The organism is Nocardioides sp. Z40_12 (genome assembly GCF_058215795.1).
In genome coordinates, this window is sequence record NZ_JBZAJA010000007.1 from 112,231 (window position 1) to 125,197 (window position 12,967).

The following is a 12,967-nucleotide window of genomic DNA, read 5'->3' on the forward strand; positions in this document are numbered from 1 at the left end:
CGGCTCAGCCGGTGAAGGGGACGGCGTCGAGGATCTCGACCTTGAGGTCCTTGCCGTTGGGTGCCTCGTAGGTCACCGTCTCGCCCTTCTTGCGCCCGTTGATCGCGGCGCCCAGGGCGGACTGGGGGGAGTAGACGGTGAGCCCCTCCTCCTCCATCTCACGGGCGCCGAAGAGGAAGACCTCCTCGTCGCCGAAGTCGACGAACTTCACCGTGACCTTCATGCCCGGCTCCACGATCCCGTCGTCGGCCGGGGTCTCGCCGACCTCGGCGCGGCGGAGCATGTCCTCGAGCTGACGGATCCGGGCCTCCTGCTTGCCCTGCTCGTCCTTGGCGGCGTGGTAGCCGCCGTTCTCCTTCAGGTCGCCCTCGTCCCGGGCGGCGCTGATCTTGTCGATGATCTCCTGGCGCTTGGGACCCTTCAGCTCCGCGAGCTCGGCCGTGAGCTTGTCGTAGGCGTCCTGGGTCAGCCAGATCGTGTCCTGATCGGTCGACTGGGTCATGGCTCCACTCCTGTACGGCAATAGCAACACCCGCGGGCTCATCGCCTCTGAGTGAGGTGACCTACGCCTTGAGAGCCCCGCGGGTGACTGGATGACTGGTCAGTCTAGCAACGGAGCGGTCAAAGCGCCCGCGGACGGCGGAGCGGGTCGGTCAGCGGCGACGCGACTGGCCGTCGGCGCGGCAGCCCACGCTCTCCGCGCTGGTCGCGCGGCGCTCGGTGCGCACGGTGATCTCCTGGCGGCCGGCCACCCCGGTGAAGGCCTGCTCGCCGACGACCGTCTTGTCCTCCGCGTAGGCGCGGACCAGGCAGTCCGCCTCGTCCGTCCCGTCGAGACGGACGTCGACCACCACGGTCACGGTGTGGTCGTCGACCACCTCGTAGCCCACCTGGCCCGACTCGGCGGTGGGGTTGCCGTGGAACCACGCGGCCCACGCCAACCACCCCAGCAGGGCCACGGCCAGGACGCCGACCACGACCTTCACCACGAGGCGGCGACCCTGGGTGGGAGCGCCGTACCGTTCCGCCAGATCTGCCTGAGAAGTCACGCCTCCAGCGTGCCACCTAGACTCCAGGCATGCCCGACCGCCCCCGAGCCGGCGCGCGCGCCGGCCTGCGCCTCATGCACGTACACGCTCACCCGGACGACGAGTCGAGCAAAGGGGCCGCGACGACCGCCAAGTACGTCGCCGAAGGGGTCGACGTGCACGTCGTCACCTGCACCGGCGGCGAGCGCGGCTCGATCCTCAACCCCAAGATGGACCGTCCCGACATCGCGGCCAAGATCACCGAGGTGCGGCGCCGCGAGATGGAGTGCGCCCGCGACATCCTGGGGATCACCCAGGACTGGCTCGGCTTCGTCGACTCCGGCTGGCCGGAGGGCGACCCCAAGCCGCCGCTGCCCGAGGGGTGCTTCGGCCTGGTGACCCCGGAGGAGGGGGCCGCGCCGCTGGTCCGGCTGATCCGCGAGTTCCGGCCGCACGTGGTGACCACCTACGACGAGAACGGCGGCTACCCCCACCCCGACCACATCAAGTGCCACGAGGTCTCGGTGGAGGCGTTTCACGCCGCCGGCGACCCCGAGCGCTACCCGGAGGCCGGCGAGCCGTGGCAGCCGCTCAAGCTCTACTACCACCACGGCTTCAACCGCCCCAAGAGCGTGGCGCTGCACGAGGCGATGCTCGCCCACGGCCTGGAGTCGCCGTACGCCGAGCGGCTGGAGAAGTGGGAGCCGAATCCCGAGTGGGACGCCCGGATCACCACCCGGGTGCCGTGCGGCGACTACTTCGGGGTGCGCGACCAGGCGCTGCTGGCGCACGCCACCCAGATCGACCCCGACGGCTTCTGGTTCGCGATCCCGCGCGAGATCCAGGAGGAGGTCTGGCCGACGGAGGACTACGAGCTGGTGGTGAGCCACGTCGAGACCGAGCTCCCCGAGGACGACCTCTTCGCCGGCATCGACAGCGGGGAGCGCTGAGCGGCGCTCCCGGGGCGCCGCAGGTTGGGGAGGCCTGCGACACTGGCAGCATGCTCGACCTCCTGGACCCGTCGCTCCTCCACCCCCTGCTGTCGCTCGCCGACGGAGCCCCGCGCAAGTCCCCCGAGCCCGAAGAGGTCAAGGCCGGCTGGACGGCCCTGCTGCTCTGGCTCGGCATGGCCGTCGCGGTGGCGCTGCTCGGCTGGAGCCTGATGCGCCAGCTGCGCAAGACCACCGCCGCCCGCGACGCCGGCGTCTACGGCGACCCGGTCGCCTCCCACGACCCGCAGGACCAGCAGCAGCCCTGACCCGTCCCGACCCTCAGCAGCCCTGACGAGGGGCCGGGGGCGCGTATCCGTTTGTCCCGACAGGGGAGCGGGTACCGGCCGGTCATGATCATTCAAATCCTCGGCCTGCTCATCGTCGGCCTCATCATCGGTGCCCTCGCTCGACTGCTCCGCCCCGGCAAGCAGTCCCTGAGCATGGTCGCGACCATGCTGCTCGGCGTCGTCGGCGCCATCATCGGCGGTCTCCTCGGTGGCCTGCTCAACGACAACACCAACCCGTTCGAGCTCAACTTCCTCGGGTTCATCTTCGCGGTCATCGCGGCGTTCATCCTGGTCGGCGCCGCCGAGGCGATGTCCGGCAAGAAGTCGCACGTCTGACCCACCCCGCTCGACGGCCCCGGCCGTCCCACGCGCCTGCGACCGCACGCCCACCGGGTGTGCGGTCGCGGTGCGTCCGGTCGGCTTCAGCCCTGCGGGTCGACGAGCTCCTCGCGCAGCCGGGGCTCGCTGCGGTGCTCGGGGCGCAGCCCCTGCTTGTCGGCGTAGAAGGCGCGGATGCGCTCCATGTCGGCGCGGACGTCGCCGGTGATCTCCACCGACGGGCCGAAGCCCACCGTCCTGGTCGGCCCGTCGATGAACCCCAGGGCCACCGGCAGCCCGGTCTGCTGGGCCAGGCGGTAGAAGCCGCTCTTCCAGTACTCCGACCGGGTGCGGGTGCCCTCGGCGGCGATGGCGACCACGAGGGTCTCGTCCCGGGTGAGGTTCTCGGCGAGCTGCGAGACCACGTCGGAGGCGTTGTCCCGGTCCACCGGGACCCCGCCGGTGGCGCGCAGCAGCCACCCCATCGGGCCCTTGAAGAGCTCGCGCTTGATCAGGATCCGCGGCGTCACCTCGCGCGACCACATCATCAGCATGGTGGCCACCCAGTCCCAGTTGGAGGTGTGCGGCGCGCCCACCATGATCCCGGTGGGCGGCACCTCGCCCACCACCCGCCAGCGCGCGGCTCGGAGGGCGGTGCGGGCGAGGGTGCGGCGGATCAGCATGCCCAGACCCTAAGGGACCGCGAGGAGGTATGACGGCTGTCACACATCAGGTAGCGTCCTTCCGTGCGCCGACTCACCCTCCCCCTCGCAGCCCTCGTGCCCCTCCTCGCCTCGGCGGCCCTGGTCCCCACCGGCCATGCCGCTCCCGACTCCTTCAGCCGGGTCTGGGACCGGGGACCCGGCGGTGAGCGCTACGTGGCCCTGGGCGACTCCTTCGCCTCCGGGCCGGGCATCGCGCCGCAGCGGCCCGAGGGATGCAGCCGCAGCGAGCTGAACTTCCCCAGCCTCGCCGCCCAGGCCTGGGACGACCAGCTCCCCGGCGGGCTAACGGCCTACACCGACGCCAGCTGCGGCGGCGCACAGACCAAGGACCTCTTCGACCCCCAGGGTGGTGGCAGCGGCGCGACCCCCGTCAACGGTGCGCAGCTCGACGCCCTGGACGCCGACACCACCCTGGTCACCTTCGGCACGCTCGGCGGCAACGACATCGGCCTGGTGCAGCTCGCGGCGGGCTGCTTCGGCACCGACTGCGTCCCCCCGGCCGGCACCGACCCGCTGGCCACGAAGTTCGCCACCCTGGAGTCCTCGCTCACCCGGGGTCTCACCGAGGCCAAGGCCAAGGCGCCGAACGCCGAGATCCTGGTGATCGGGTACGGCACCTACCTGCCGCCCGGTGGTTGCCCGAGCACGTTCGCCGGCGCCCTGACTGCCGAGGAGTTCGCCTACGTGCAGGGCCAGATCGATCGCATGTCCGACCTGCTCGCCGCCGTCGCGGATGAGCAGGGCGTGGAGTTCGTCGACATGCGGGAGATCCCCGGCTCCGTCGACCGCACCGCCTGCGCACCTCCGGAGAGGCAGTGGATCCGAGCCCTGGCCACCTACGACGACGGTGCCACCCTGCACCCGTCGGCCTGCGGCATGGACGCGATGGCGCAGCACCTCGTGCGCACCGTCCAGGGCCTGCGCGGCGAGACGCTGACGCCGTTCGACGACTCCTGCGTGAGCGCCGGAGCCGCGGCCCCGAGCCCGAGCCCGACCCCGAGCCCGGCACCGACCGAGACGCCCGGGCCGACCGTGCCGGCGCAGCCGACCCCGCCGGCGCCGGCCCCCACGCCGACCGTCACCCCGACCCAGGCCGTGGAGAAGGACCGCGCCAAGGAGCGCGCGGCGCGGCGGGCCGAGCTGCGGCGCCAGGGCGCGTCGCTGCGCGGCCGCGTCTCCTGCAGTGACGGGGTGGCGCGCCTGAAGGTGCGGGGCATCACGAAGAGCGTGGCGCACGCGCGATTCCTCGTCGGGGGGAAGCAGGTCGCGATCTCGCGGAAGGCCCCCTTCAAGGCGGTCCTGAAGCGTGGAAAGGTGTCGACGCGCGGCCTGGTCACGGCGCGGGTCGTGCTGCGCGACGAGGGGCTCAAGTCGGTCCGTTCGGTGCGGTTCGCCCGGCCCTCCTGCCTGAGGTGAGCCGCGCCGGCCGGCGCTGAATGACGCTCCGAGCGGAGGGTACGGACTGGGCATGACCTCACACGAGAACGAGTCCACGCCGCAGCAGGGTGCCGAGCAGCAGAGTGCGGAGCAGCCCGACACCATCGAGGAGCAGTCGGGTGCCGAGGGGCACGACCAGGACGCCGAGCCCTCGCTCAACGCTCCCGAGGAGGGCGCCCCCGACGGTCAGGAGTGACGCCTCGGCCCGGGCGTGCCGGCCGGGAACGCGGTGAGGACCTGCCCGTTCGCCGGGAAGTCGGCGAGGGCCGTGGGCTTCGGGTCCCCAGTCGCCCAGCGGTCTTCGCGCTCCGCGGGCTCGTACCGCACCGACGGCCAGCACATCGGGATCCCCGCAGCCTCCGTGGGCCGCGGCCGGTCCATCAGCTGCACGTGCAGGTGCGGCTCTGAGGTGTTCCCCGTGTTGCCCACCGCCGCGAGCTGCTGCCCGGCCTCGACCCGCTCCCCGGGGCGGACGGCCGCCGAGCCGCGGCGCAGGTGGGCGTAGGCCGAGAAGGTCCCGTCGTGGTGGGCGAGGACGACGTGGTTGCCCAGGAGCCCCGTCGCCCCGTGGAGCTCGCGCAGGAAGCCCCCGAAGGTGAGCATCCAGATGAGCAACGGCCAGGTGCTCCTGGCCCGCTGGTCGCGCGCGGAGTCGCGCACCTCCAGCACGGTGCCGGGGGCCATCGCCAGCACGGGCAGGCCGAAGGCCGGGTAGCTCTCCGGAACGCGGCCGCGCAGCGACCACCCGAGCGGAGGGGGCGAGCCTTCGTCGGACGGCACGAGCAGGTCGACCGCGTACGCCTGCCCGTAGGCCTTGACCCCGTGGCTCGGCACCGCAGAGCCGGGGCTGTTGATCGCCGTCCACCGGCCCCGGACCGGAGGTGCGACCTCGACCGGGTCGCGGTCGCTGGCGGGCGGGCGCACCAGGAAGAGGAGGAACGGGGCCACCATCACCGCCAGGCTGAGCGGGAAGGGCGTGTCGAGCGCGACGGTGCCCAGGACGGCGACCACGAAGAGGCGCAGCCACCAGGTCTGCCAGCGGGCGACCGCCCGCCTCATCGGCGAGCCCCGAGCAGGACGGCGAGCACCGGCACGACCCGTGCCACCGGCACCTCGTAGCGACCGCCGCCCAGGGCGCGCAGCCAGCCGGCGGCGACCAGCTGCCGCAGGTGGTGGTAGACCTGCCCGCTGGTCCCGACGCCGTCGGTCTCCTTCAGCTCCTGGGCGGTCGTGACCCCACGAAGCACCCGCTGGAGCAGGCGCAGCCGGACGGGGTGGCCCAGGGCCGCGAGCGCATCGCCGGCGGCCTCCCAGTCGCCGTCGACCAGGTCGCCGGCGAGAGCGCCCTCCTGCCACTGGGCCACGCGGCCGTCGGGGAGGCGGACGTCGCCGACCAGCATCACGGCGCCCGGCTCGGGTACCCGGGCGCGCAGGCCCTCGAGCGCCCAGAGCTCTGGGTCGGACGCCGCGGGGGGCGGCGTGGTGGTTGCGTCCGCGGTCGTGGGGGAGGACGCCGTGCTGAGGGAGAGTGTCTCAAGCGCAGCCACGCGGCGTTCGAGGTCGGCGAGACGGTCGGAGGAGGGCATGCCCCCACGGTACTACGGAATTACGTAATAACAGTCTAAGGTCGGGTGGGTGGGAAGACGCAGAACTCGTTGCCCTCCGGGTCGGCCAGCGTCGTCCACCGGGGCATCTCCCACAAGCGCGTCGCGCCGCGGGCCAGCAGCTCGTCGACGTCACCGGTAACGTCCCAGTGCACCCGGTTGGGCACTGTGCGCGGCTCGGGCACCGGGCAGAAGTCGAGCGTCATCCGGTGGTCGGCGGCGATCCCGGTCAAGGTCCACCAGTCGTCCCCGGGCTCGGTGGTGGGCTCGGCCCCGAAGAGCGACCCCCACCACCTCGCCAGTGTCTCGGCCTCCGCGCAGTCGATGGCGACCCCGTGCAGGCGGTAGTCGGGCACCTCGTCCGCGCCCCGGACGAACGCACAGAACTCGTTGCCCTCCGGGTCGGTCATCACCGTCCAGCCGAATCCGGTCTCCGACGCGGGAGCCAGCACCCGGGCGCCCAGGGCCAGCAGGTCGTCGACCGAGGCGCAGTCGACGTCGAGGTGGAGCCGGTTCTTGGCCACGTGGGGGCGGTCCACCTCGTTGACCCAGACGGTGTGCCGTGGGGTGGGGCCCTCAAGCCTGGCCGGCGGCTCGACGCTCGCGACCTCCAGGCCGCTGACAGCCGCCCAGAAACGCGCCTGGGCGCCCACGTCCACGGCGTCGAGACAGAGGTCCTTCCACGTCACGAGACTCATGACGGGAAGTCAAGCAGGGCCACGGATGTTGGGGAAGAGGTGCACGACACGCCGACCAGGGTTTCCCGATCCCGGTGACCGGGCACGTTCCGGGAGATCCGTACCCCGAAACAGGAGGCTCCCCGTGACCACCCCGCACGTGGTACCCGAAGGACGCGACCACGACCGTCTCGCCGAGATGGGGGGCCTGCTGATGCTGTGGACGGTCCCGGTCATCGGCTTCCTGCTCGCGGTGCTCGGCCTGGGCTACTGAGCCGCCGACTCCTCGGACGCCTCCGGGATCGGCACCTCCACGGTGGCGACCGGATGATCGAAGCGGCTCGTCCGCAGCCCCACCGAGAGCCGCCAGTCGCCGCCGCGGGGCAGCGGCACCAGGGCCTCGTAGACCCCTTCGCCCACGTCGCGCAGCGCCAGGGTGCCGAGGTCGAACTCCGCTGACCGCAGCTCCACCGTCGGGGCGGAGCCGGGCGCCACGGGGCGGCCCTCCGGGTCCTGCACCCGGAGGGTCAGCGTGTTGCCGCCCGGGGCGCCGGGCGTCAGCGCCACCGCGACCCGCAGGTCGCCCAGCTCCACGGTCTCCGCGACCGGGCGGGGCGGCTCCGCAGGCTCGGGCCCCTCGACGGGCGGCTGGATGGAGAGGAAGCCCGCGACCCCGGCGACGACCACCAGCAGTGCCGCCTCGGCCAGCAGGGTCCGGCCGAGCCGCTCCTGCTTCCCCCGGTCGCGCGCGAGCCGGGGGACCAGGACGAGCCGGTTCCAGGCGGCGATCCCTGTCACCAGCAGCACCAGCGCGACCTTGGCCAGCAGCAGCACGCCGTACGTCGTCGTGACGAGGCCCGACCAGGAGCCGAGGATGCGCCAGCCCAGGTACAACCCGCTGGCCGCCACCAGCACCAGCGAGCCGGCGGCCACGGTCGAGAAGCGGCCGAGCGCCCGGGCGGCCACGGCGCGGCCGTCCTCCCGGAGCACCAGCCACAGCCCCACCACCCCGCCGGTCCAGACGGCGGCGACGAGCACGTGGAGGGCGTCGGCGCCCTGGACGAGGAGCGCGGGTCCGTAGGAGCGGGAGTGGCCGACCAACGGCGGTGCCCAGAGGGCCGTCAAGGCCCCGACCAGCAGCAGCGCCCGGGCTCCGCGGCCCGGGCGGCCCAGGGCCGGGCCTCGGCTGCCGAGCAGCACGAGGAGCGCACCGGTCGTGACCAGGGCGGCGCCCCCGATCTCCCAGGCGACCAGCTCGGGCTCGAACCCTTCGGTCAGGCCGGACCAACCGAGGCCCTGGGCGTAGGCGGAGGCGACCGGGACCTGGACCCAGGCGGCGACCACGGCCACGGCCGCCGCCGCGCGCAGCAGGCCTCGGGCTGCTGGCCCCACCCGCGGGTGCAGCAGGGCGAGGAACCCGGCCAGACCCGACATCAGCAGCAGTCCCGCGAGGGCGAGCCCCGCGAGCAGGCCCCGGTCCGCGGTCATGTCGCTCCCCGAGGGGAGGGCCGGGGGTGGGACGATCACCGCACTTCGCGCGCCCACGGAGAAGGTGAGGGTGCCGCGCAGCGGGTGGCCGTCGTCCGAGACGACCAGCCAGGAGACCAGGTAGGTGCCGCGCACCAGCTTCTCGCCCATCTCGACCTCGACCCGGGACCCCTCGACCCGGGCCGTGGAGGCGACCGTGTCGCCGGCCGCGTCGTAGGTGGTGATCCGCCGGCCGGTCAGCCGCACCGGCTCGCTGAAGGAGAGCGTCACCGACGACGGGGCCTCGCTGAGCACGGCGCCTTCGGACGGGTCGGTGCCGGTCAGCTGCGCGTGCGCCCAGGCGGGCGCGGCGGTGGCGAGGGTCGTCCCGGCCACCAGCAGGACCAGGGCCGCGAGCAGCCGCCTCACCGGGGGCGCGTCTCCGGGACGCCGTCCGGGCGCCGCCGTCCCCGCAGCACGAGCAGCAGGGAAGCCAGGACCGCAGCGACCAGGGCGACCGCGGCCACCAGGGCGACCAGGGGGGTCGTCGGCCACCGGGCCGACCCGGGATCCGCCGTCGTCGCCGGGATCTCGCCGACCACCCGGACCGTCGGCGCGGGAAGGTCGAGCTCGGCGACGCCGTCGGTGGCGACCTGGATCCACGCCTCCTCGCCCTCCTCGCAGCTCTGCACCGTCGGGAAGGCCAGCACCTCGCCGGTCGCGTCCGGGACGTCGAACGCGAGAGCGAAGTCGGCGGGCAGGTCGCTGGGCAGGGGCGTGACGGCCTCCAGCACCAGGACCCTGTCCTCCTGGCTCACCCGCCAGGAGCGGGTGGGCGCCACGGTGACCCTCTCCAGCCCGTCGGGGAGGCGCACCTCGAGCCGGGTGGTGGCCGACTCCCCGCATCCGTGGTCCACCTCGAGGGTGACGACGGCCTCCTCCCCGGCGGTCACCGTGCCGGGGGTGACCGAGACGTGTGCTCCCGCCCCGGGCGCCACGAGCACCATGCCTGCCGGGGCGAGCGCGCCGGCGAGGACGGCGAGGACCCGGACGGGCCGGCGCGAGGGCATGGGGAGGAGCGTAGGGCCTCAGGTCCCGCAGAAGGTCTGGAAAGTGGAGTCGAACTCCTCGGGTCCGGGCTCGGCGTAGCGCTGCCTGTCCGGGTGCGGCTCGAACGGGTCGGTCACCGCCTCCACCAGCCGCTCGAAGGGTTCCAGGTCTCCGCCGGTCGCGGCTGTGAGGGCCTCCTCGACCAGGTGGTTGCGCGGCACGTGGACCGGGTTGGAGCGGTCCATCAGGCGCGGGTCGGGTCCGAGCGCCAGCCACTGCTCCAGCCAGGAGTCGAAGCCGGCGAGGTCGAGGACCCGCGAGCGGGCCGGCTCCCGGTCCCCACGGGCGGCGTCGCCCAGGGCGCGGAAGAACGAGGTGTGGTCGACCCGGCCCGCAGCCATCAGGGCCTCCAGCTCCTGGCCCAGGGCGGCCACCGTGTGCGCGTCGGCTCCGCCCGGGAGTCCGGCGAGCCCCAGCTTCTCCGCGGTCCGCTCGGTCCGGGCGGCGGCGAGACGGGGACGGAAGGTGGCAAGGACGGCGGTCGCCTGCTCGACCGCCTCCTCGGGGGTCTCGGAGAAGAGCGGCAGCATCGCCTCGGCGAGCCGGGCCAGGTTCCACTCCGCTGCCGCGGCCTGGTTGGCGAAGGCGTAGCGCCCGCCGGTGTCGATGGAGCTGAAGACGCGGGCCGGGTCGTGGGCGTCGAGGAACGCGCAGGGGCCGTAGTCGATCGTCTCCCCGGAGATCGTCATGTTGTCGGTGTTCATCACGCCGTGCACGAAGCCCACCGCCAGCCACCGGGCGATCAGCTCGGCCTGGGCGGCGACCACGGCCGCGTAGAGCGCCAGGTAGGGCTGCTCCGCCTGGGCCGCGTCGGGGTGGTGGCGGCTGATCGCGTGGTCGGCGAGTCGGCGCAGCAGGGCCACGTCGCCGGTGCCGGCCGCGAACTGGAAGCTGCCGACCCGCAGGTGGCTCGAGGCGACCCGGGCCAGCACCGCGCCGGGTAGCACCGTCTCGCGCTGCACCGCGCGGCCCGTCGCGACGACGCCGAGCGACCGGGTGGTCGGGACGCCGAGGGCGTGCATCGCCTCGCTGACCAGGTGCTCGCGCAGCATCGGGCCGACCGCCGCGAGACCGTCGCCGCCGCGGGCCACCGGCGTCCGGCCGGAGCCCTTCAGGTGCAGGTCGCGCAACCGGCCCTCGGAGTCGGTGAGCTCACCCAGCAGCAGGGCCCGCCCGTCGCCCAGGCGGGGCGACCAGCCGCCGAACTGGTGGCCGGCATAGACCTGGGCCACCGGGGTCGCGCCCGGCGGCACCGCCTCGCCGGTCAGCAGGCGGACCCCCTCGGGGGTGCGCAGCCAGTCCGGGTCGAGGCCGAGGTCACGGGCGAGCGGGTCGTTGAGGGCCAGCAGCTCCGGCTCGGGCGCGGGCTCGGCCTGCCAGGGCACCGCGAGCTCGGGCAGGGCAGAGGCGAAGGCGTGGCCGAGGCGCACGCCGGTGCTCGAGGGGGCCGTGGGTGCGGGCGTGGGCGCGGACGAGGGGACGGGCTGCGGGGTCACTCCCTCCACGGTACTGACCGCCCGGAGGCGGTCAGCGCAGCGAGTACGTCGCCAGGGAGACCCCGACGTAGTGGCTGAGGAAGGCGAGGACGGTGAAGGTGTGGAACACCTCGTGGAACCCGAACCAGCGGGGGTTGGGGTCGGGTCGCTTGAAGCCGTAGACGATCGCGCCGATCGTGTAGAGCGCGCCGCCCACGACCACGAGCACGATGACGGCCGTGCCGAGCTCGCGCCCGTAGGCCATGGCGCCCTCCACGAAGCCGCCGAAGAAGAAGATCGGCGCCCAACCCAGCGCGATGTAGATCGGCACGGAGAGCCAGCGGGGGTGGCTCAGCCACCAGACCTTCATCACCACGCCCGCGAGCGCGCCTCCCCAGCTGATGCCGAGCATCCACCAGCGTTCGGCGCCGTCGAGCAGGAGCACGGCGAACGGGGTGCAGGAGCCCGCGATCAGCACGAAGATGTTGGAGTGGTCGAAGCGCCGCAGGTGGACGTGGGTCCGCGAGGACCACCGCCCCCGGTGGTAGAGCGCCGAGACCGTGAAGAGCAGCAGGGCGGAGAGTGCGAAGACGGCCGAGCCGACGCGGGTGGAGGCGTCGGGGGAGAGGGCGACGAGCACGATGCCCGCGACCAGCGCCACCGGCACCGTGCCGGCGTGCAGCCAGCCTCGCAGCCGGGGCTTCACCTCCTCGAACGCGTCGTCCACCCTGTCGTGCAGGTGATCCATCCGTTCGCGCACTGACTCGCTCATGACTCCCAACTTACGACACCGTAGGTTTGCAGGTCGACGACCGAGATCCTTCTCACGTGGGTCACGTGCCGTCGCACCTCTCTCTCTGACGCCTCGGTAGCATCCGGGGCATGGGGAACTTCAAGGACGCCGTGCGCCGGCTGCTCTACCCGGCCTACGAGTCCCGCGTGGTGAAGTTCCTGCCCTCCGACCGTATCCCCAAACATGTAGGGGTGATGCTCGACGGCAACCGGCGCTGGGCCAAAGCCGTCGGCGCCGACACCAGCCGGGGCTACCAGGCCGGTGCCGACAACATCGGGCCGTTCCTGGGCTGGTGCGAGGAGGTCGGCGTCGAGGTGGTCACCCTGTGGCTGCTCTCCACCGACAACCTCAACCGGCCCCCGCACCAGCTCGCCGGGCTGCTCGCGGTGATCGAGGGAGCGGTGGAGTCCCTGGCCGCGACCGGCCGCTGGCGGGTCCACCCGGTGGGGGCGCTCGACCTGCTGCCCGACCCCACGCGTGCCCGGCTCAAGGCGGCCGAGGAGGCCACCCGCGAGGTCGACGGCCTGCTGGTCAACGTGGCCGTCGGCTACGGCGGCCGCCGCGAGATCGCCGACGCGGTGCGCTCGTTGCTGCTGGAGCGGTCGGCGGCGGGGGCGACCCTGGAGGAGCTGGCCGAGACCATCGACGTCGAGCACATCGCCGAGCACCTCTACACCAAGGGCCAGCCCGACCCCGACCTGGTGATCCGGACCTCCGGCGAGCAGCGCCTCGGCGGTTTCCTCCTCTGGCAGAGCGCGCACAGCGAGTTCTACTTCTGCGAGGCGCTGTGGCCCGACTTCCGGCGCGTCGACTTCCTCCGCGCCATCCGCGCCTACGCCGAGCGGGAGCGCCGCTTCGGCACCTGAGGCGCGCCCGGACGGGCCCCGGACCGGCCCCGCCGATTGACCCCCGGGCTCTGGCGTGTCGCTGGTGGTGGCGCCCCGGACGGCGTACTTTCCCAAGCATCGGCGAGTGGGGAAGCTCACCGAAACCGGGAGGCCGTTCGTGACCAGTCACGACTTCGCAGCACACCAGACGGGGCAGTTCGCCCCGC

17 protein-coding genes are annotated in these 12,967 nt (G+C 73.3%); 7 read left to right on the forward strand and 10 right to left on the reverse strand.

All coding sequences use genetic code 11. From position 1 onward, the window contains the following. Window positions 1-4: 4 nt before the first annotated feature. A complete protein-coding gene (gene greA, locus AC4BG9_RS14090) occupies window positions 5-502 on the reverse strand; it encodes a transcription elongation factor GreA (RefSeq protein ID WP_490571739.1) in 498 nt (165 codons plus the stop codon). A gap of 151 nt (window positions 503-653) precedes the next feature. Beyond that, window positions 654-1,049 (reverse strand): DUF4307 domain-containing protein, encoded by a 396-nt coding sequence (locus AC4BG9_RS14095; RefSeq protein ID WP_490571740.1) that lies wholly within the window; start codon window positions 1,047-1,049, stop codon window positions 654-656. A 29-nt stretch (window positions 1,050-1,078) separates the two neighbouring features. On the opposite strand from AC4BG9_RS14095, the gene mca reads away from it, so the two are divergent. The 3 genes from mca (at window position 1,079) to AC4BG9_RS14110 (ending at window position 2,643) form a co-directional block, all read left to right on the forward strand. Further along, complete coding sequence (gene mca, locus AC4BG9_RS14100) at window positions 1,079-1,978, forward strand: mycothiol conjugate amidase Mca (RefSeq protein ID WP_490571741.1); 900 nt, start codon at window positions 1,079-1,081, stop codon at window positions 1,976-1,978. A 50-nt stretch (window positions 1,979-2,028) separates the two neighbouring features. Beyond that, on the forward strand, window positions 2,029-2,286 hold the full coding sequence (locus tag AC4BG9_RS14105) for a hypothetical protein (RefSeq protein WP_490571742.1): 258 nt from the start codon (window positions 2,029-2,031) through the stop codon (window positions 2,284-2,286). A gap of 84 nt (window positions 2,287-2,370) precedes the next feature. Then, window positions 2,371-2,643 carry a GlsB/YeaQ/YmgE family stress response membrane protein gene (locus AC4BG9_RS14110; protein WP_490571743.1) on the forward strand — a complete coding sequence of 91 codons (273 nt, stop codon included), beginning with the start codon at window positions 2,371-2,373 and terminating at the stop codon, window positions 2,641-2,643. Between the two features lie 86 nt (window positions 2,644-2,729). Here AC4BG9_RS14110 and AC4BG9_RS14115 read toward each other — a convergent pair whose 3' ends face one another. Continuing rightward, entirely contained in the window at window positions 2,730-3,308 is a 579-nt protein-coding gene (locus AC4BG9_RS14115) for a 1-acyl-sn-glycerol-3-phosphate acyltransferase (protein WP_490571744.1), read from the reverse strand. 63 nt (window positions 3,309-3,371) lie between these two features. Between AC4BG9_RS14115 and AC4BG9_RS14120 the strand changes: the two genes are divergently transcribed. Further along, window positions 3,372-4,766 carry an SGNH/GDSL hydrolase family protein gene (locus AC4BG9_RS14120; RefSeq protein ID WP_490571745.1) on the forward strand — a complete coding sequence of 465 codons (1,395 nt, stop codon included), beginning with the start codon at window positions 3,372-3,374 and terminating at the stop codon, window positions 4,764-4,766. Between the two features lie 52 nt (window positions 4,767-4,818). Further along, window positions 4,819-4,983 carry a hypothetical protein gene (locus tag AC4BG9_RS14125; protein ID WP_490571746.1) on the forward strand — a complete coding sequence of 55 codons (165 nt, stop codon included), beginning with the start codon at window positions 4,819-4,821 and terminating at the stop codon, window positions 4,981-4,983. On the opposite strand, the gene AC4BG9_RS14130 is transcribed toward AC4BG9_RS14125, so the two are convergent. The 3 genes from AC4BG9_RS14130 to AC4BG9_RS14140 are packed head-to-tail and all read right to left on the reverse strand — an operon-like array spanning window position 4,974 to window position 7,089. Further along, on the reverse strand, window positions 4,974-5,846 hold the full coding sequence (locus AC4BG9_RS14130) for a M23 family metallopeptidase (RefSeq protein ID WP_490571747.1): 873 nt from the start codon (window positions 5,844-5,846) through the stop codon (window positions 4,974-4,976). The two genes, AC4BG9_RS14125 and AC4BG9_RS14130, sit on opposite strands and share 10 nt — an antisense overlap. Continuing rightward, the gene (locus tag AC4BG9_RS14135; protein WP_490571748.1) at window positions 5,843-6,373 is read right to left on the reverse strand and encodes a helix-turn-helix domain-containing protein; all 531 of its coding nucleotides are present in this window, start codon (window positions 6,371-6,373) and stop codon (window positions 5,843-5,845) included. Before AC4BG9_RS14135 ends, AC4BG9_RS14130 begins: the two co-directional genes overlap by 4 nt. A 35-nt stretch (window positions 6,374-6,408) precedes the next feature. Continuing rightward, window positions 6,409-7,089, reverse strand: coding sequence for a VOC family protein (locus tag AC4BG9_RS14140; RefSeq protein WP_490571749.1), 681 nt, complete (start codon window positions 7,087-7,089; stop codon window positions 6,409-6,411). Between the two features lie 124 nt (window positions 7,090-7,213). Here AC4BG9_RS14140 and AC4BG9_RS14145 point away from each other — a divergent pair, with 124 nt between their 5' ends. Then, window positions 7,214-7,342 carry a hypothetical protein gene (locus AC4BG9_RS14145; protein WP_490571750.1) on the forward strand — a complete coding sequence of 43 codons (129 nt, stop codon included), beginning with the start codon at window positions 7,214-7,216 and terminating at the stop codon, window positions 7,340-7,342. On the opposite strand, the gene AC4BG9_RS14150 is transcribed toward AC4BG9_RS14145, so the two are convergent. Genes AC4BG9_RS14150 through trhA form a run of 4 tightly spaced genes read right to left on the reverse strand, consistent with a single transcriptional unit; the run spans window position 7,336 to window position 11,892 of the window. Continuing rightward, on the reverse strand, window positions 7,336-8,964 hold the full coding sequence (locus AC4BG9_RS14150; protein WP_490571751.1) for a copper resistance CopC/CopD family protein: 1,629 nt from the start codon (window positions 8,962-8,964) through the stop codon (window positions 7,336-7,338). The genes AC4BG9_RS14145 and AC4BG9_RS14150 overlap by 7 nt on opposite strands. Next, on the reverse strand, window positions 8,961-9,605 hold the full coding sequence (locus AC4BG9_RS14155; RefSeq protein WP_490571752.1) for a DUF1775 domain-containing protein: 645 nt from the start codon (window positions 9,603-9,605) through the stop codon (window positions 8,961-8,963). The genes AC4BG9_RS14150 and AC4BG9_RS14155 overlap by 4 nt, the downstream gene beginning before the upstream one ends. 18 nt (window positions 9,606-9,623) lie before the next feature. After that, on the reverse strand, window positions 9,624-11,141 hold the full coding sequence (locus tag AC4BG9_RS14160; RefSeq protein WP_490571753.1) for a protein adenylyltransferase SelO: 1,518 nt from the start codon (window positions 11,139-11,141) through the stop codon (window positions 9,624-9,626). A 31-nt stretch (window positions 11,142-11,172) separates the two neighbouring features. Further along, the gene (gene trhA, locus AC4BG9_RS14165) at window positions 11,173-11,892 is read right to left on the reverse strand and encodes a PAQR family membrane homeostasis protein TrhA (RefSeq protein WP_490571754.1); all 720 of its coding nucleotides are present in this window, start codon (window positions 11,890-11,892) and stop codon (window positions 11,173-11,175) included. A gap of 110 nt (window positions 11,893-12,002) precedes the next feature. On the opposite strand from trhA, the gene AC4BG9_RS14170 reads away from it, so the two are divergent. Further along, window positions 12,003-12,779, forward strand: coding sequence for an isoprenyl transferase (locus tag AC4BG9_RS14170; protein ID WP_490571755.1), 777 nt, complete (start codon window positions 12,003-12,005; stop codon window positions 12,777-12,779). Window positions 12,780-12,967 lie beyond the last annotated feature (188 nt).

Bases quoted from the DNA above. Each gene is read 5' to 3' on its own strand.
- AC4BG9_RS14115 (WP_490571744.1), bottom strand. From the start codon at position 3,308: ATGCTGATCCGCCGCACCCTCGCCCGCACCGCCCTCCGAGCCGCGCGC.
- trhA (WP_490571754.1), bottom strand. From the start codon at position 11,892: ATGAGCGAGTCAGTGCGCGAACGGATGGATCACCTGCACGACAGGGTG.
- AC4BG9_RS14110 (WP_490571743.1), top strand. From the start codon at position 2,371: ATGATCATTCAAATCCTCGGCCTGCTCATCGTCGGCCTCATCATCGGT.
- AC4BG9_RS14105 (WP_490571742.1), top strand. From the start codon at position 2,029: ATGCTCGACCTCCTGGACCCGTCGCTCCTCCACCCCCTGCTGTCGCTC.
- mca (WP_490571741.1), top strand. From the start codon at position 1,079: ATGCCCGACCGCCCCCGAGCCGGCGCGCGCGCCGGCCTGCGCCTCATG.
- AC4BG9_RS14130 (WP_490571747.1), bottom strand. From the start codon at position 5,846: ATGAGGCGGGCGGTCGCCCGCTGGCAGACCTGGTGGCTGCGCCTCTTC.
- AC4BG9_RS14135 (WP_490571748.1), bottom strand. From the start codon at position 6,373: ATGCCCTCCTCCGACCGTCTCGCCGACCTCGAACGCCGCGTGGCTGCG.
- AC4BG9_RS14125 (WP_490571746.1), top strand. From the start codon at position 4,819: ATGACCTCACACGAGAACGAGTCCACGCCGCAGCAGGGTGCCGAGCAG.
- AC4BG9_RS14170 (WP_490571755.1), top strand. From the start codon at position 12,003: ATGGGGAACTTCAAGGACGCCGTGCGCCGGCTGCTCTACCCGGCCTAC.
- AC4BG9_RS14155 (WP_490571752.1), bottom strand. From the start codon at position 9,605: ATGCCCTCGCGCCGGCCCGTCCGGGTCCTCGCCGTCCTCGCCGGCGCG.
- AC4BG9_RS14140 (WP_490571749.1), bottom strand. From the start codon at position 7,089: ATGAGTCTCGTGACGTGGAAGGACCTCTGTCTCGACGCCGTGGACGTG.
- greA (WP_490571739.1), bottom strand. From the start codon at position 502: ATGACCCAGTCGACCGATCAGGACACGATCTGGCTGACCCAGGACGCC.